Annotated in this window: 15 protein-coding genes; 6 read left to right on the top strand and 9 right to left on the bottom strand. The window is 72.1% G+C overall.

What is annotated here, in order from left to right; all coding sequences use genetic code 11:
- Positions 1-97: 97 nt before the first annotated feature.
- Positions 98-1,156: a DUF3533 domain-containing protein gene (locus tag ACFCZF_RS33430; protein WP_376674820.1), complete on the top strand. Its 1,059-nt coding sequence runs from the start codon at positions 98-100 to the stop codon at positions 1,154-1,156.
- A 141-nt stretch (positions 1,157-1,297) separates the two neighbouring features.
- Here ACFCZF_RS33430 and ACFCZF_RS33435 read toward each other — a convergent pair whose 3' ends face one another.
- The 4 genes from ACFCZF_RS33435 to ACFCZF_RS33450 all read right to left on the bottom strand — a co-directional run bounded on the left by ACFCZF_RS33435 (position 1,298) and on the right by ACFCZF_RS33450 (position 5,931).
- A complete protein-coding gene (locus ACFCZF_RS33435) occupies positions 1,298-2,380 on the bottom strand; it encodes a S1 family peptidase (RefSeq protein WP_376674821.1) in 1,083 nt (360 codons plus the stop codon).
- Between the two features lie 406 nt (positions 2,381-2,786).
- Entirely contained in the window at positions 2,787-3,695 is a 909-nt protein-coding gene (locus tag ACFCZF_RS33440) for a S1 family peptidase (RefSeq protein ID WP_376674822.1), read from the bottom strand.
- Between the two features lie 204 nt (positions 3,696-3,899).
- The gene (locus ACFCZF_RS33445; RefSeq protein ID WP_376674823.1) at positions 3,900-4,685 is read right to left on the bottom strand and encodes a DUF1684 domain-containing protein; all 786 of its coding nucleotides are present in this window, start codon (positions 4,683-4,685) and stop codon (positions 3,900-3,902) included.
- 28 nt (positions 4,686-4,713) lie between these two features.
- A complete protein-coding gene (locus tag ACFCZF_RS33450; RefSeq protein ID WP_376674824.1) occupies positions 4,714-5,931 on the bottom strand; it encodes a DUF5685 family protein in 1,218 nt (405 codons plus the stop codon).
- A gap of 289 nt (positions 5,932-6,220) precedes the next feature.
- Between ACFCZF_RS33450 and ACFCZF_RS33455 the strand changes: the two genes are divergently transcribed.
- Positions 6,221-6,658 (top strand): cell division protein SepF, encoded by a 438-nt coding sequence (locus tag ACFCZF_RS33455; protein WP_376674825.1) that lies wholly within the window; start codon positions 6,221-6,223, stop codon positions 6,656-6,658.
- A 60-nt stretch (positions 6,659-6,718) separates the two neighbouring features.
- Here the strand turns inward: ACFCZF_RS33455 and ACFCZF_RS33460 are convergent, their stop codons facing one another.
- Positions 6,719-7,909: an acyl-CoA dehydrogenase family protein gene (locus ACFCZF_RS33460; protein ID WP_376674826.1), complete on the bottom strand. Its 1,191-nt coding sequence runs from the start codon at positions 7,907-7,909 to the stop codon at positions 6,719-6,721.
- A gap of 307 nt (positions 7,910-8,216) precedes the next feature.
- Complete coding sequence (locus tag ACFCZF_RS33465; RefSeq protein ID WP_376674827.1) at positions 8,217-9,815, bottom strand: MFS transporter; 1,599 nt, start codon at positions 9,813-9,815, stop codon at positions 8,217-8,219.
- A 259-nt stretch (positions 9,816-10,074) separates the two neighbouring features.
- Here ACFCZF_RS33465 and ACFCZF_RS33470 point away from each other — a divergent pair, with 259 nt between their 5' ends.
- Together ACFCZF_RS33470 and ACFCZF_RS33475 are read left to right on the top strand one after the other, a co-directional pair.
- A complete protein-coding gene (locus tag ACFCZF_RS33470; protein ID WP_376674828.1) occupies positions 10,075-11,262 on the top strand; it encodes a mannosyltransferase family protein in 1,188 nt (395 codons plus the stop codon).
- Positions 11,263-11,500: 238 nt separating this feature from the next.
- Positions 11,501-12,517 (top strand): phosphatase PAP2 family protein, encoded by a 1,017-nt coding sequence (locus tag ACFCZF_RS33475; RefSeq protein ID WP_375909450.1) that lies wholly within the window; start codon positions 11,501-11,503, stop codon positions 12,515-12,517.
- A gap of 41 nt (positions 12,518-12,558) precedes the next feature.
- On the opposite strand, the gene ACFCZF_RS33480 is transcribed toward ACFCZF_RS33475, so the two are convergent.
- From ACFCZF_RS33480 to ACFCZF_RS33490, 3 genes are all read right to left on the bottom strand, one after another.
- A complete protein-coding gene (locus ACFCZF_RS33480) occupies positions 12,559-12,774 on the bottom strand; it encodes an I78 family peptidase inhibitor (RefSeq protein WP_375909451.1) in 216 nt (71 codons plus the stop codon).
- Positions 12,775-13,098: 324 nt separating this feature from the next.
- Entirely contained in the window at positions 13,099-14,094 is a 996-nt protein-coding gene (locus ACFCZF_RS33485; protein WP_375909453.1) for a helix-turn-helix transcriptional regulator, read from the bottom strand.
- 46 nt (positions 14,095-14,140) lie between these two features.
- Positions 14,141-14,959 (bottom strand): hypothetical protein, encoded by an 819-nt coding sequence (locus ACFCZF_RS33490; protein ID WP_376674829.1) that lies wholly within the window; start codon positions 14,957-14,959, stop codon positions 14,141-14,143.
- Between the two features lie 479 nt (positions 14,960-15,438).
- Here ACFCZF_RS33490 and ACFCZF_RS33495 point away from each other — a divergent pair, with 479 nt between their 5' ends.
- A complete protein-coding gene (locus ACFCZF_RS33495; protein ID WP_375909457.1) occupies positions 15,439-16,236 on the top strand; it encodes a hypothetical protein in 798 nt (265 codons plus the stop codon).
- 74 nt (positions 16,237-16,310) lie between these two features.
- The gene (locus ACFCZF_RS33500) at positions 16,311-16,601 is read left to right on the top strand and encodes a hypothetical protein (protein WP_375909459.1); all 291 of its coding nucleotides are present in this window, start codon (positions 16,311-16,313) and stop codon (positions 16,599-16,601) included.
- Positions 16,602-16,656: the final 55 nt, after the last annotated feature.

Below are 16,656 nucleotides of genomic sequence, written 5' to 3' on the forward strand. Positions count from 1 at the left end.
CTCACCCCCACCATAGACCAATTTTCGAAAGTGTGTGCGACATCCGTTCGGCCCCGCCCCACCTGCGCAAACGCCCGTCGGCCCGGACCGTGGGGACATGTCGCACACCCCGGTCACCGACCGTCGCAGCGGCTCCTTCCTCGGTGAGGTGAAGGACGCCGTCACCCCGCGGGCCACCCTGCTCGTGCTCGGCGTGATCGCGCTCCAGCTGCTGTTCATCGCCTCCTACGTCGGGGCGCTGCACGACCCGAAGCCGAAGGACGTGCCCTTCGGGGTGGTCGCGCCCCCGGCGGCCGCCGAGCGGACGGTGAGCAGGCTGGAGCGGCTGCCCGGGTCGCCGCTGGATCCGCGCACGGTGGCCGACGCGGAGAGCGCGCGGCGGCAGATCGAGAACCGGGAGATCGACGGCGCCCTGATCGTGGGCCCGGGCGGCACCGAGGACACCCTGCTGGTCGCCTCCGGTGGCGGGACCGTGCTCGCCACCTCCTTGGAGGGCCTGGTCGCCAAGGTGGAGAAGGCCGAGGGCCGCACGGTGCGGACCGTCGACGTGGCCCCGGCCTCGCCCCGGGACTTCGACGGACTGTCGTCCTTCTACCTGGTCGTGGGCTGGTGCGTCGGCGGTTATCTGTGCGCCTCGATCCTGGCGATCAGCACCGGCGCCCGGCCCGCCAACCCGCGTCGCGCGGCGATCCGGCTGATCGTGATGGCCCTGGTGTCGATCGTCGGCGGACTCGGCGGCGCGGTGATCGTCGGGCCGATCCTGGGCGCGCTGCCCGGCAGCGTGGTGGACCTGTGGGGGCTCGGCGCGCTGATCACCTTCGCGGTGGGCGCCGCCACCCTCGCCCTCCAGGGCGTCTTCGGGATCGTCGGCATCGGGCTGGCGATCCTGCTGGTGGTGATCGCGGGCAACCCGAGCGCGGGCGGCGCCTTCCCGCTGCCGATGCTGCCGCCGTTCTGGAGGGAGATCGGCCCGTGGCTGCCACCGGGCGCGGGCACCTGGGCGGCCCGTTCGATCGCCTACTTCAAGGGCAACGACACGACCGTCTCCCTGCTGTTGCTGTGGGCGTGGGCGGTCGCGGGGACGGTGATCACGATCCTGGCGGCCGCGCTGCGCCGCAGGCGACAGGAGGCGGAGCTGCCGACGCAGGCCGACTGACCCGCCGTACGTCCGCGAGCACACTGCCGTACGCCCGCGAACACGCTGCCGTACGCACGCGAACACGCGGAAGTCCCGCCCCTCGCGCGCGGGACGGGACTTCAGCGGTACCTCAGAGGTACCTCACAGGCGCGGTGCCGCTCAGCCGATCTGCGTACCGGTGGCCGACAGGGCCTCCGTCACCGGCTGGAAGAAGGTCTCGCCGCCCGAGGTGCAGTCGCCGCTGCCGCCGGAGGTGAGGCCGACGGCCTTGTCGCCCGAGAAGAGCGAGCCGCCGCTGTCGCCGGGCTCGGCGCAGACGTCGGTCTGGATCAGGCCGTTGACGATGTCGCCGTTGCCGTAGTTCACGGTGGCGTCCAGGCCGGTGACCGCGCCGGAGTGCACCTGGGTGGTGGAGCCGCTGCGGGTCACCTCCATGCCGACGGTGGCGTCGGCGGCACCCGAGATGGCCTGGGTGGAGCCGTTGTAGAGGTTGACCTCGCTCGGGTGGTCCACCTGGCCGGTGTACTTGACCAGGCCGTAGTCGTTGTCCGGGAAGCTGGACGTCACGTTGTCGCCGAGCTGGTTGCCGGAGGCGTCCTGCCAGCTGGTGATGCCCTCGGTGCAGTGACCCGCGGTGAGGAAGTGCGGTTCCCCGCCCTTGGTCACGTTGAAGCCGAGCGAGCAGCGGCCGCTGCCGTCGGTGATGGCGTCGCCGCCCGCGATGAAGGGCTTGTACTCGCCCTTGGTCCGCTTGAGCTCGGCCTTGGCGCCGAGTCCGTCGACCACCTTGGTCAGCTTGGCCCACTCGGCCTTCGAGACCGTGCGGTCGGCGGTGACGACGACCCTGTTGGTGGTCGGGTCGGTCGCCCACGAGGTACCCGGGATGGTGGCGTCCTCGGTGAGGGTGGTGCGCGCGCCCTTCAGCTCGGCGAGCGAGTTCTCGACGACTCTCGCCTTGGCGCCGGCCTCCTCGACGGTCTGCGCGGCGGCTTCGTCGAGCACGTTGACGACGAGGCTCTTCGCCTGCGCGTCGTAGTACGTGCCCGCCGCGTCGGTGCCGAGGTCGCCGAGCAGCGTGGAGGCGAGCTTTCCGGCCGCCGTGACCGACAGGGTCTCGGGGGCGGAGGCCTCCGGGGCCTCGCTGGCGTTCGCACTCTGGAAGGTGACTCCCGCTGCGACCAGTGCGGTGATACCCGCACCTACGACTGCGGCGCGCCGCCTGGGTATGCGTCGGTGCTTCAACTCACGTCCTCCTGTGGGGGGTCGGCCCGGGAGATTGTGGGGACCTCACGGGCCGGAAGGCTGGTTGACGAGCGCTAACTCTTCCGAACACACAGAGGGCACACAAGGTCGACTTCAGGACGTGCGCACGACAACTTCAGCGCGCACACACGTCCTTCACCATTCATGTCCCTTCCAGCAGGATTCGCGCAGCGAACAATCCAGCAAACGCTACGAGCGAGTAACCGGGAACCGGGCGACAAGGTCCGGCCATGTCTTGAATTCGCCCTTGCGCCGCGGTCTCTGAGTGTGCGTCTACACGCGGTGGCGGCACCAGTCCCGGCAAAGGGGAGGGCAGAGGGGAGCCCCCGCACACCGATTGGTGTGCGGGGGCTCGTCGTGCTGCCGCCTGCGCTTTGGGGACGGTTCAGGTGACGTTGACGCCGTAGGCGCTCAAGGCCTCCGTGACCGGCTGGAAGAACGTCGTACCGCCGGACCTGCAGTTGCCGCTGCCGCCAGACGTCAGACCGTACGCGGTGCCGTTGCTTCCGTAGAGCGGACCGCCGGAGTCACCGGGCTCGGCGCAGACCGTGGTCTGGATCAGCCCGCGGACGATATCGCCGCCGCCGTAGTTGACGGTGGCGTTCAGGGCGGTGACCCGGCCGCTGTGGGTGCCGGTGGTGGAACCGTCACGAATGACGGTGGTGCCTACGCTCGGGGTGGCCGCGCGCGTGATGTTCACCCCGTTCGCGGTACCGGGCTTGCTGATGGAGCTGTTGGTGTACCGGACGATGCCGTAGTCGTTGCCCGGGAAGCTGGACCCGGCGGTCGAACCGAGGACGGTGGTACGCCCGGAGTTGGCGTACCAGGTCCCGGCCCCGGCGGTGCAGTGGCCGGCGGTCAGGAAGTAGTCGACACCACTGCCGCTGCGGACATTGAAGCCGAGGGAGCAGCGCCCGCTGTTGGAGTAGATGGCGTCGCCGCCCTGGATGAGCTTGTTGAACGTGCCGGGGGTGCGCTTGATCGTGAGCGCGCCGGCCTTGTCGCCTGCCTGCTCCTTGATCTTCGCGATCTCGGCCTGGGAGACCGTGCTGTCGACCGTGAGAAGCACCCGGCCGCCCTTGCTGTCGACGGCCCAGGCGGTGCCCGGGACGTCGGCCTCGAGTACCGCGCCGCTGGCGCTGCCCAGTTCGGCGGCGGTGAAGGTGGCCGGGGTGGGTGCCGCGTTCGCGCTGGGGATCGCGATCGCTGCCGCGGCCACGAGGCCGGAGGACACGGCGATCAGCCGGGTCCGTCTCGTGATACCGCTGCGGGGGGTGGTGCGCTTGATCCTCACTTTTCGTTCCTCCACAAAGGAAGTCGGGGGCCCTCTTGTGGGGTTGGGGCCCGTGAGGCGCAGCCAGGGGTGGACGTCCGGGTTCCGGATGCGTCGTGACCCTGACAAGCGCTGAGGTTGGAGTATTCGGCCGAACGACCGGTCGGCGCAAGAGTGCCTTTCGGCCGTCAACCTTTGAACGACTTCCACCGCCCCCGGCGGACCTCAGCGCAGTTCGCGCTCCCCCGCCTCGATACGGGCGTCCAGGGTGTTCCCCGGCGGCGGGAAGGGGCAGACGAAGTGGTCGGCGAACGCGCACGGCGGCAGCAGCGCGCGGTTGAGGTCGACCGTCGTACGCCCCTCGGCGTCCGGGGCGGCCGGGCGCAGGAACCGGAAGCGGTAACTGGTGCTCCCGCTGGTGGCATCGGCGAAGACCGCCCACAGCGAGCCGTCCTCCTCGACGCTCACCTGGAGCGTGAGGTGCCGCCCGTCCAGGGTGAAGGCCAGCTCACCGCCGAGACCGAGCCCGCGCTCCCGCCCGTCCGCGTTGGGCACCAGCACACTGCGCCGCCCGGTGCCGTACGGGGTGAAGCGCCCCGGCACCGACCAGCGCGGGTCGTAGGGCGTGGCCGCGATGCCCCGGAACGCCCGGCGTGCCCCGGCGGCCGGGTCGAAGTCGCGCACGCCCCAGGCGCCCTCGCGCAACAGGACGACGATCTGCCGCTCGCCGCAGGCCACCCGGGCCGCGCTCGCCGGTCCCGGATCGGCCGTGAGCCGTACCCCGCCGTCGAGGGGCCGCCCGTCCACGGTGAACCCGTCCGTCCCGGTGGCCGTCAGCAGTACCGCGTCGCCGTCCGCCGACCAGTTCCCGGGGATGTCCGGAAGTTGACCGTCCGGATAGTCCTCCAGCCAGTACGTGCCGGTCAGCGCGAGGGGCCCGTAGGGCGCCGAGACCGCCGCGACCCGCTGCTCGTGCCACCGCTTCCACTCGTCGGATGCGTCCGTCGTCATGGAGACAACCCTCGCACAACGGACCGTCTCAGCAGCTGCAGCCGCAGTCGCAGCCGTCGCACCCGCACCCGTCGTCACCGCAGCAGTTGCCGCAGCACTCGCAGCAACTGCAGCAGTCACCGCACCCGCTGCAGTCGCAGTTGGCGCACGTCCCTTCCTTGCGCTCCCCGCTCCAGGGGTCGTGGTACGTGCCGCAGCACATCTGGCACGTACAGGCCAGCCCGAGCCACACGGCGCACCCCGCGAGCAGCCCCCGCCGGTCGCGGCGGGGCGGCTCCGGGGGCGTCGGCCCACCCGGGGCACCCGGGGCGCCTGGGGCGCCTGGGGCGCCTGGGGTTCCGGGCGGGGCGTACGGGTGGCCGCCGTGCGCGCAGGAGACGGTGCCGAAGGCGCGGTCGACGGAGTTGCCCAGCTCGTGCACGAGCAGCCGGTGCACCAGCCGACCGTCGCTGAACTCCGCCTCGCGCAGCGCGAGCCGCACTCCGCGCACGGCGTCGTCCGCCAGCCGCCGGGCCTCCGTGAGCGGGGTCCCGGTGGCGGTGAGCGGGTTCCAGGCGCCCGACGAGGCGTCAGCTTCCTTGTCCTCCACGGCGTCGAGGAGGTGGGCGAGCCGGCCGAAGAGGCGTCCGGCCTCGGCGAGCGGCTCCGCGTTGTGCGGCCGTCCGGCGAGGTACGCGGTGTGCGCGAACGCGGCCGCGGTCGCGGTCTCCGTCGGCTCGGTGACGGTGAGCAGGGGCGTGCCGGGCCCGGCGAGCGCCTCGATGCCGCCCTGCCGGTCGACGGCGTCGACCAGTACGCCGGTGTCGAACCCGACGGCACCGCCGCCGCGGGCGCCGGCCGCGTCCCAGCCCGTGGCGATCCGGCGGGCGGCGAGGGCCACCGGCCGGCGGGCCAGCAGCCCGTCTCCGTCGGCGACATGGTCGCGCACCTTGGCCGAGGCCAGCACCAGGGAGACGGCCGCCGCGAGCCGGGCGCCCTCACCGTGCGCGACGGACGCGGTGCGCATCCCGCGCAGCGGGCACGGCCCGGCCTTGCGCCGCCCGGCACCCCCGCCGGTCCCGGCCCCGCCGTGGGCCTGAGCCTCCGTCAAAACCGATATGAGCAGCCCGTCATAGTTCGTCACGATCCGCGCGAACTGTCCGTGGTCCTTGCGCAGCGCGAGGCACAACCCGCACAAATGCGCCATCCACTGGCTCGTGAGGCTCTCCCCGAGCCGGTGCCTGCACGGCCTGACGATTCCGAACACGACATTCCCCCGTGGTGCGTACGACGTTGAGCTGCGGCATCGTATCGATCGCCGCGTTCACCCGTACGCACCCTCCCTCACCCGTGTGCCGGGAAGAATCATATTTCACTCACAGTCAGCATCCGTTTGGGAAAGGACCCTTGGGACACAAGGACTCTCGACGGATTCGCTGTGCACCAGTACCGTCACAAACCCCCCGGGCGGCGTCTATCCACTTGGCGCGACGTCCGCATCATGGATGACCATAGGGATGCGGAAGCACGAAAGACCGCTGTGAGAGGAGGCGTCCATGGGATCGGTACGCAAGGCGAGTGCGTGGCTCGGCCTCGTCGACGACAACGATGACGAGCGTTACTACGACGACGACTACTCCGAGGGCACCGAGTCCGGGGAGGCCTGGGTCACGGACCCGCGGGTGAAGGTGGCCTCGGACGTGGCGGAGGAGAAGGGCCGCCGCATCGCGACCGTCACCCCGGACAGCTTCCGGGACGCACGGTCCATCGGCGAGCTGTTCCGGGACGGGGTCCCGGTCATCATGAACCTGACGGCCATGGAGGCCACCGACGCCAAGCGTGTGGTCGACTTCGCGGCCGGCCTGATCTTCGGTCTGCGCGGTTCGATCGAGCGGGTGTCCACCCGGGTGTTCCTGCTGAGCCCGGCCGACACCCAGGTCATCAGCGGCGAGCCGGCCGCGCACCGTTCCGACGGTTTCTTCAACCAGAGCTGAGGCGGGGCCGCACACCACGGCCCCGCCCCCGCCGGACTCCTGCGCGCTCCTGCCGACCGACTACCGGAAGGCGTCGAGTCCGGTGAGCGCCTTGCCCAGCACCAGCTGGTGCATCTCGACGGTGCCCTCGTAGGTGAGCACCGATTCCAGGTTCGTCGCGTGCCGCATCACGGGGTATTCGAGGGAGATCCCGTTGGCGCCGAGGATCGTGCGGGCCGTACGGCAGATGTCGATGGCCTCGCGTACGTTGTTGAGCTTGCCGAAGCTGACCTGCTCGGGACGCAGGCGGCCGGCGTCCATGCGCCGCCCGAGATGATGGGCGAGCAGAATCCCCTTGTGCAGTTCGACCGCCATGTCGGCGAGCTTGGCCTGGGTGAGCTGGAAGCCGCCGATGGGCCGCCCGAACTGCTCCCGCGACTTCGCGTACTCCACGGCCGCCTCGAAGGAGCTGCGGGCCGCGCCCATCGCGCCCCAGAGGATGCCGTAGCGGGCGTGGGAGAGACAGCTGAGCGGTCCGCGCAGTCCGGTGACCTCCGGCAGTACGGCGTCGGCGGGCAGCCGTACGTCGTCGAGGACCAGCTCGCTGGTGACGCTGGCCCGCAGCGACCACTTGCGCTTGATCTCGGGCGCCGAGAAGCCGGGGCTGTCCGTGGGCACGACGAAGCCGCGGATCCCGTCCTCGGTCTGCGCCCAGACCACGGCGACACCGGCCACCGACCCGTTGGTGATCCACATCTTGCGGCCGTTGAGGATCCAGTCGCCGCCGTCGCGCTTGGCGTGGGTGCGCATGTTGGCGGGGTCGGAGCCGTGGTCGGGCTCGGTCAGCCCGAAGCAGCCGATGACCTCGCCGGCGGCCATGCGCGGCAGCCAGGCCTGCTTCTGCTCCTCGCTGCCGAAGCGGTGGATGGCGTACATGGCGAGGGAGCCCTGCACGGAGACCAGGGAACGGATGCCGGAGTCGGCCGCCTCCAGCTCCAGGCAGGCGAGCCCGTACTGCACGGCACTCGCGCCGGCGCAGCCGTAGCCGTCGAGCGACATGCCGAGTGCGCCGATGGCGCCGAGTTCGCGGGCGAGGTCCCTGATGCCGGGCAGCTCGCCGTTCTCGTACCACTGAGCGATGTGCGGCAGCACGCGGTCCGTGGCCCAGGTGCGAACGGTGTCCCGGATCGCCAGGTCCTCCGGTTCGAGGAGATCGTCGACGCCGAGCGGGTCGGCGGGGTCGAACGCGGGCAACTTGGGGGACGCGGCCATGGGGACACCCTCCGGAACGATAAAACTAGCAGTGCTAGTTACGGCTCGAAGTCGACGTTACGCGGCAGTGTGGCGCACGTCCACCCTGCTCTCCCACCCACGCACCACCCGTTCACCGCCGACCAGGAGGTGTACGTCGCCCGTGGGTGGCTGAGCGCCATCGGCGTCCGCGGCCAGTGCTCCGGCTGCGGCTGCGCTTGCGCCCCACCCACGCACCGCAAGCCGCCGACGGCGGCGCACCCCCACGGGCGACGTCCACCTGGTGACGGACAGCAAACGGGTGGTGCGTGGGTGGGAGAGCAATCGCTCACACCGAGACACGGGACTCCACCGCGTCCCGAGGCGCGGGCACGGCCACGGCCTCGCACTGCATCACCCGCGGCAACCGCAACGCCATCACCGCCCCCAACAGCAACAACCCCGCACTCACCACCAACGTCACATGCAGCCCGTGCACGAACGCGTCCCCGGCAGCCCGCCGCAGCGCGACCCCCGCGGGCCCGCCGAGCTGCGCGGCGACCTCGTACGCCTCCCCCAGCGAATGCCCCGCCGCCGCCGACGCCGGCCCCGGCACCCCGGGCACACCCCCCGCCAGCCCGGGCGCGTACGCCGCGTTCATCACGCTGCCCAGCAGCGCGATCCCGATCCCGGCGCCCAGCTGGTACGACGTCTCCCCGATCGCCGCCGCCCCGCCGGCCTGCTCCTGCGGCGCCTCGCTCAGCATCGACTCGTACGCCCCGAACAGCGTCGTCTCCAGCCCGAAGCCGAGCAGCACGAACCCGGACAGCATCAGCGCGCAGTTGTCGGCCCGGCCCATCGCCGTCAGCAGCACCACCGCGAAGGCGGTCAGGCAGAACCCCGCGCACACCATCCGCCGCGGCCCGAACCTCCGCAGCATCCGCGCGCCCGCCAGCCCCGCGGCCATCGCCGCGAAGGTCAGCGGCAGCAGCCGCAGCCCGGTCTCCAGCGGGGACAGCCCGAGCACCAGTTGCAGGTACTGGGCCGCGATCAGCTCCAGACCCACCAGCGCCAGCATCGCCAGCACGATGCACCCCACCGACGTGCTGAACGCCGGCCGCCGGAACATCTCCAGGTCCACCAGCGGATGCGTACGCCGCCGCTGCCGTCGTACGAAGGCGACCAGCAGGGCCGCGCCCACCACCAGCGGCAGCACGGTGAACACGCTGGCCACCGGCTCGCCGCCGCCCAGCCGCTTCACGCCCAGGACGACGCCGAACAGACCGCCCGCCGCCATCAGCGCGCCGACCACGTCCCAGGGCCCGCGGCCGTCGCCCTTCGACTCGGGCAGCAGCAGCCGCCCCACCGGGAGGCTGACCAGCATCAGCGGGATGTTGACGAGGAAGACCGAGCCCCACCAGAAGTGCTCCAGCAGGAAGCCGCCGAGCAGCGGGCCGACCGCCGCGCCGACCGCGGCGACGGCGCTCCAGATGCCGATGGCCATCGCCCGTTCCCGCCGGTCGGGAAAGACCTGGCGCAGGATCGACAGCGTCGCCGGCATGATCATCGCGCCGCCGACGCCGAGCAGCGCGCGGGCCACGATCAGCAGCTGGCCGCTGTCGGCGAGGGCCGCCAGCGCGGAGGCGACGCCGAAGAGCGCGTAGCCGAGCAGAAGGATCCGTCTGCGACCCACCCGGTCGCCCAGCGTGCCGAACAGGATCAGCAGCGAGGCGCAGACCAGCGGGTAGATGTCGACGATCCAGAGCAGTTCGATCGCGCCGGGCCTCAGGTCCTCGGTGACGGCGGGGACCGCCACGTGCAGCACGGTCGCGTCGACGGCGACGAGCAGCAGGCTGACGCAGAGGACGACCAGAACCACCCAGCGGTTGGCACCGGCCCCGGCCGCCCGGCGGCGCAGTGCGGTGGCAGCCGTGGTCGTCCCGGACATGTACGTACCTCCAAGATGTTCCCTCGCGTCCGGCGGGCTGCGCGGGGTGGGGACTCCCTGCGGCTCGGCCGGAGAGGAGCGGGGTCTCCGGGCCGTGCAACGGAACGCGAGTGACTCGCCAGAGTACGCGAGACCGGGCATCGCACACGTGGCGGGCCTCACACATCCCGCGTCACCCGTGTGGCATGCGCCACTGCGCCCCGGGCCCCGCCCGCCCCGGCCCGCCGATCACTGCCGGCCCCGGCAGATAATCGAGCCCGTGACCGATCTTGAAACGCGCACGGCGGGCCGCCCAGGTGCCCTGCGCCGGGCTGCCCCGGCGCTCCTCGGCTACGCGGCCGTACGCGCCCTGGGCCTGCTCGCCCTGGCCCTGTGGAGCGCCGCGCGCGACAAGAGCGCGTACACGCTGCTGACCGCCCGCTGGGACTCCCTCTGGTACACCAGGGTCGCCGACCTGGGCTACGGCTACGAGGTGCGGCTGCCGGGCGGCGACGTCCACTCCAATCTGGCCTTCTTCCCGCTGCTGCCCTGGCTGGAGCGGCTCGGCGCGGCGGTGACGCCCATGTCGCACGCGGACGCGGGGTTCGTCGTGAGCCTCCTCGCCTCGCTCGCCGCGGCCTGGGGGATCTTCGCGGTGGCCGACCATGTGTACGGCTGCCGGGCCGGGGTGTGCGCGGTGCTGCTGTGGGCCGTGCTGCCGGTCGGGATCGTGCAGTCCATGGCGTACAGCGAGTCCCTGTTCACGGCGCTGGCCGCCTGGTCGCTGTACGCGGTGCTGACCGGGCGCTGGGTGACGGCGGGGGCCCTGGCCGCGCTGGCCGGGCTGACCCGTCCGGTCGGGCTCGCGGTGGCGGCGGCGGTGTGGGCGGCCGCGGTCGTGGCATTCGTGCGAAGCCGGAGCGAGGCCGTCCCGGACGGCGCCCACGGCCCGGAGCGCGCCCCCGGCGACGGCGCGCGGCGTGTACTCGGCATGCTCCTCGCGCCCCTGGGCGCCGCCGGGTACGTGCTCTGGGTCGGACACCGCACCGGCAAGGGCCCGCTCGGCTACCTCGACGTCCAGGCCGGCTGGCGCAACGGCTTCGACGGAGGCGTGGCCTTCGCCCGTTTCGTCGCCGGGAGGTTCACGTCGTTCCCGTCGGCCCTGGCGGGCGTCGGTCTGGTCGTCGGGGTGGCGCTGCTGGTCTGGCTGTACGTCGTGTGCGTACGGCAGCGCCAGCCGCTCGCGCTGCTGGTGTACGCGGGGATCGTCGTCGCCCTCGCCCTGTGCGCGTCGAGCTACTTCGGCTCGAAACCGCGGCTGCTGATGCCCGCCTTCCCGCTGCTGCTGCCCCTCGCCGTCGCCCTCGCCCGGCTGCGAACCTCCAGGTCGGCGCTGATCGTGGGCGGTGTCGCGGTGGCTTCGGCGGTGTACGGGGCGTTCTGGCTGAACGGCTCCGGGCCGCCCTGACCGGTACGGGCCGCCCGATGGCCGCCGGGAGAATTCCGTACCAGCATTCGGTTAACGAATTCATAAGCACGATAAAACCGCCGACCGGACCGATCAAAGGAAATGAAGTCCACCGTCGCCCCGGATTGCGGATTCCTCGGAAATAAACCACTCCCTGAGAGGAATCCCACATCACATCGTCATCACAAAGCCGTTGATTCGGCCGGGATCACTCCTCACTCGCTGTAACGTCGATTGGGTGCGTACCGAACGGAACCTCACCCGTCTGGACCGGGTGTTCGCGAGACTTGACCGGGAGCCGGAACGACCGGCCCTCCTGGACGTGCCGGAGATGAGCCGGCACAGGATTGCGCTGTTCTCGGGAACCCTCGCGTTCTACGTCGCGATCGTGTGGGCCGTGCTGATCACCTCGTGGCTGGTCCGGCTCGACTGGCAGGTCATGTTCTTCCGGCCCTACCAGCAGTGGCCGGAACTCCACGCGTTCGTCGACTACTACGTGGTGCTCGGCCAGCGCGGCCCCACCGCGGTGATGGTCGCGGCGTGGCTCGGCTGGCGCTCCTGGCGGCAGCACACGCTGCGCCCCCTGCTCGCGCTCGGTGTCTCCCTGCTCCTGCTGAACGTCACGGTGGGAGCCGCCAAGATCGGCATGGGCCGGCTCGGGCCGCACTACGCGACCACGGTCGGCTCGAACGAGATGTGGCTCGGCGGCGATATATTTCCGAGCGGTCACACCGCGAACGCCGTCGTGACCTGGGGCATCCTGGCCTATCTGGCCTCGACGCCCAGGGCACGGCGCTGGCTGTCGGCCCTGTCGGCGGTCGTTTCACTCGGGGTGGGCATGTCCACCGTCTACCTCGGTACGCACTGGCTCAGCGACGTGCTCCTCGGCTGGGCGGCGGGGCTGCTGATCCTGCTGGCGCTGCCGTGGTTCGAGCCGCTGATCACTCGCGCCGAGGCCTGGATCCTCGGCCTGCGCGACCGCTTGTTCGCCCGCCTCGGCCGTACGGCGGCGACGAAGCTGCCGGTCAGCCCGCCCGCGGTCCTCACGCCCCCCGCCCGTGACCCGGAGAAGACCCCGCTGCGCGAGCCGGTCGCCGCGCCGCGCACCCGGGCCCCGGCGTACCTCGCTCCGGGCCCGCACACGGCCCGCTCGGACCGTACGCCGGTGACCCCGGCCGGCAGCCGCAGGCCGCCGCACGCCGACCGCCATCCGCGAGGCGCCGCCCCGGCCGCACGCCCCCTGTCGGGCGGCTGACCCGGCGCGGGGACCGCTACGCACCGCCTCTCCCCCGCGCGTCAGCCCTTCCAGGACCGCGCCACGCGGCCGTCCTTCACCTCGAAGTTGAGGCGGCCCACGCGGTACTCCATGGTGATGACCGTCCCCGGCGCCAGTGACCGCACCGTCGACCAGCCCCGCTCCCGCGCGAGCCGTTCGGCCGCGGCGGATTCGAGGCCGACGTATGCGTCCGGACTGTCCTGGGGTTCGGCCGGTGGTGTCGGAATCGGTGCCATGCCGCCACGCTAAGCCCTGCTCCACGACCGGGGAAGCCCAGGCCGGTAACACGGGCCACAGATGCACCTACGGTCACATTTCTGTCACAGGATCACGGTCCCTGTTTTGGTCGAACTCCGTCACACGGACGGACGGTTTTGTACGCCTTCCAGGGTCACGGCCGGCGAATTGCCGCGTGTCGCATCGCGCCATCGAATAGGCGGGCGGAAAAGGTCTCCGAAGCGTCCCCGGCGCTCCCCCGCATTTCACGTTCGAACGCCCGCGAACGGACTTGCGGATGTCTTGCGGAGATCGGACATCAGCACAGGAAGTACATCGCTCGCTCACAGGTTCCCCTCGCCGGTCGCGGGCCGCTCGGACCGGGACAGGGCGCGGGTCAGCCGGTCGCGTCCGGTCCGGATCGCCTCCGTCAGCCCGGCCGGCTCCAGCACCTCGAAGTCGAAGCCGAGCAGCATCAGGTGCACCACCATGACGTCCAGGCTTCCGGCTCCGGTGCGCAGGAGGCAGCTGCCCGGGCCCTCCGCCTCCAGGACCCCCGCCGTGGGCGAGATCCGCTCGGCGGCCTCCTCCAGCGGCACCAGCAGCCGGACGACCGCGTGGGTGGCGTACGCGCGCGTGGAGACGCCCTCGGAGACGTAGGCGGCCAGGTCCTCCGCGGGCGGCTCGCGCGGGACGAAGCGGGGGCCGTGCGGCGGCTTGGGCGTGACCCGGTCCACCCGGAACGTGCGCCAGTCGGCGCGGTCGAGGTCGAAGGCGACCAGGTACCAGCGGCGCTCGGAGCACACCAGCCGGTACGGCTCCACGGTGCGCCGGCTGTCGGTGCCGTCGTGGCCCCGGTAGGCGAAGCGCAGCCGCTCGCCGTCCCGGCACAGGTTGGCCAGCTCGGTCAGGACGCCCGGGTCGACCTCGGAGGGCCCGGGGCCGCGCAGCATCGGCACGGTGAAGGCGTTGAGGGCGCCCACGCGGCGCCGCAGCCGGTTCGGCAGCACCTGCTCCAGTTTGGCGAGGGCACGGACGGAGGTCTCGCCGATGCCCTCGATGCCCTGCCCGGCGGCCGTGCGCAGTCCGACGGCGACGGCGACGGCCTCGTCGTCGTCCAGCAGCAGCGGCGGCAGCTCGGCGCCCGCGCCCAGCTGGTAGCCGCCGCCGGTGCCGGGGCTGGCGTTGACGGGGTAGCCCAGCTCGCGCAGCCGGTCCACGTCCCGGCGCACGGTGCGCGGGGAGACGCCGAGGCGGTCGGCGAGGTCGGTGCCGGACCACTCGCGGTGGGCCTGGAGCAGGGAGAGCAGGCGCAGGAGTCGTGCCGAGGTCTCGAGCATGGCGCCGAGTCTGCCAGCGGTCGCGGACAGGTTCTGTCCGCGGTCGTCAGGACTCCACCCGGGTGACCGACAGCGACAGGTCGTTGTCCCGGGTGTAGTAGGGCCCGGCCTCAACGGGGCCGTGCGGCGTCAGCACGCGCGCGCGTGGATAGGTGAAGACGGGGTGCTTGTCGGCGACGTCGTCCAGCAGCCGCGCGAGGCGCACGAGCGGACCGGGCTCACCGGCGGGCCGCAGCCACAGGTCCCACTCGCCCGGCGCGAGGGTGTCGTAGGGCACGGTGAAGCCGAACTCCGCCCGGTCGGCCGCGACGTCCAGCCGACGTACGGCGCCCTCACCGGCGCCGGGCCGGGCCCGCAGCTCGACGTGGGCGCCGGGGGCGAGCTGCGTGCCGTACACCCGCCCGCGTACGGTCAGCCCGCCGTCCGCGAAGCCGAGCTTTCCCGTCTCCGCGTGCGGGGCGCGCAGCCAGCTGCGGACGGTGAGGTTGCCCTGCCGGGTGGCGTACGGGATGCGGACGGCGACGTGGCCGAGCAGTCCGCCCGGGGTGCGGTCGGCCAGGGAGCGCAGGTCGGTGACGCCGGGCACCAGGCGCCGCGGTTCGCCGGCGGACACGCGCGCGTAGGCGTCCCAGCGGCCCTCGGGCAGGGCCACGCTGCTGGGCAGCGCGGCGCGCAGCCGGCCCTCGGCGGCCGGGGCCAGCGGCAGGCTGACCGTGTCGTCGGCGGCGTCGGAGGCGCGGCGGCGCAGTATGAGGAGGGCCGCCCCGGTGTTCTCGCGCGCGGCGACGTCGAAGGTCAGACCGCCCGCGGAGTCGCCGATGCAGTCGGCGCGCAGCGGGGCGGCCGGTGGGGCCGGCGGCGTCATGCGGTGCGGTTCCTCCCTGGGCTTCTCGTCGTCCGGTTAGACCCGGAACCCTGCCTTCTGGTTGTCCGTGTCCGATTGCGATGTGGTCACGACCGGAAGGCGGGCCCGAACGGAAGGCGGGCCCGACCGGATCGGCCAACGGCCCGTCGCTCCAGGCCAGTCCGCCATTACCTCGGGTATCAGCCATTTCCGGACACCCACTTCATTCGCTGATTTCCTGATTTGTCGACCAACCGTCATGGCGATCCGCGCACCACCTCATCAGCTCAACGCCCCTGCGTTACGCACCAGTTGACGGCAAGTGAGCGCTCCCGCCCGGCGGATGACCGCGCGCGCCGGATGGTTCGATTCCGTTGGCCATGGGGCGTGACTCCCGCCACAGATCGCCCGTTGTCATCAGCATGAGCCGGGGATCCGCCCGGACCACGGCCCGGGAGCCACCCGGTCCGGTCACGCACCGCATCCCGAGGGAGCCACCCGTGCCGCGCATGCTCGACGTCAGCGACGACGTACGCGCCGAGATCGGCGACGAAGAAGCCGACCGCCTGCTCGCCGGGGAGTCCGCCCCGGGCAGCTACGACTGCACGTCCTGCCGCACCCCGGGCGACTGCGAGCAGGAGCGCACCAGCACCGTTCTCTTCATCGGGGACGAGACCGCCGTCCTCGCCTTCGCCCACGCCGGCTGTCTGCCCTCGCAGGTCGTCAAGGTCACCGAGGAGCAGCTCCAGGGGGCCGTGAAGTCCATCCACGCCGACAACGCCCGCCCCGGGCCCGAGCAGGCCGCACCCGAGAAGGTCGCGTCCGAGCAGGCCGTGCTCGGCGTCACCAGCGGACTGATCCTGATCGCCGGGGAGCTGCACCCGGCCCTCGTGGTGGAGCCGACCGCGCCCATCGCGCGGCCCGGCACGGCCGGCGCCGGCGACGACTTCCTGCCGCTGCTCATCGAACAGGGCTTCATGCCGGTCACCGAGCTGTCCACCACCCCGGCCGTGCTGCACGGCTGGTCGGTACTGCTCGCGATGGGCCAGCTGCACGCGGTGCTCCAGCCGGGGACGAACGGCGGCCGGCCGGTGGCCTGGTGGCAGGCACACCAGCCCCTCCAGGTCACCGAGGGCTGGCGCACGGCGGCCAACAAGCACCAGCAGGTGCTGATGTTCGCGGCGCCCGTCGGGACGATCGGACGGCAGCCGCGCGAGGACCTGCTGCGGGACGCGCTGGACAAGGCGGCGGCGAACGGGCAGCTGGTCGCGGCGGCGCTGCCGCTGGCGGGAACCTGAGCGCCATCCGTGCGGGCGCCGGACGCCCACGGCCTGGGCCGCATCTCTTCCCGTGCAAGGTCGTTTGGACATACGTGTACGCATACGACGCCTTCCACCGCCAGGGCGGCCCCTCGGCCACGCCGATCTACGACGCGCTCTACGCCGAGTACGTCAGGTCCTTCCGATCACTGCCGGGCGATCGCAGCGGCGAGGAGGAGCTGGGGTTCACGTCCTTCAGGAGCATCCCGCGCAGCAGAGGCTCGTACAGCGCCTACAGCGCGGGTGCCCACAGCGCCCGCGTCGGCCAGCAGTCGATGTGGCAGCGCGTCGGCACGCACCACGTCCCGGCCGCGCTGCCACCGGCTCCGCGCAGAGGTGCCTGACAGCCACCTGAGCGAGGAGAGCGACGAGAGAGGGCGACCCCGGCCGGGGTCGCCC

The sequence above is a fragment of the Streptomyces sp. NPDC056296 genome, from assembly GCF_042268605.1.
Classification (GTDB): domain Bacteria; phylum Actinomycetota; class Actinomycetes; order Streptomycetales; family Streptomycetaceae; genus Streptomyces.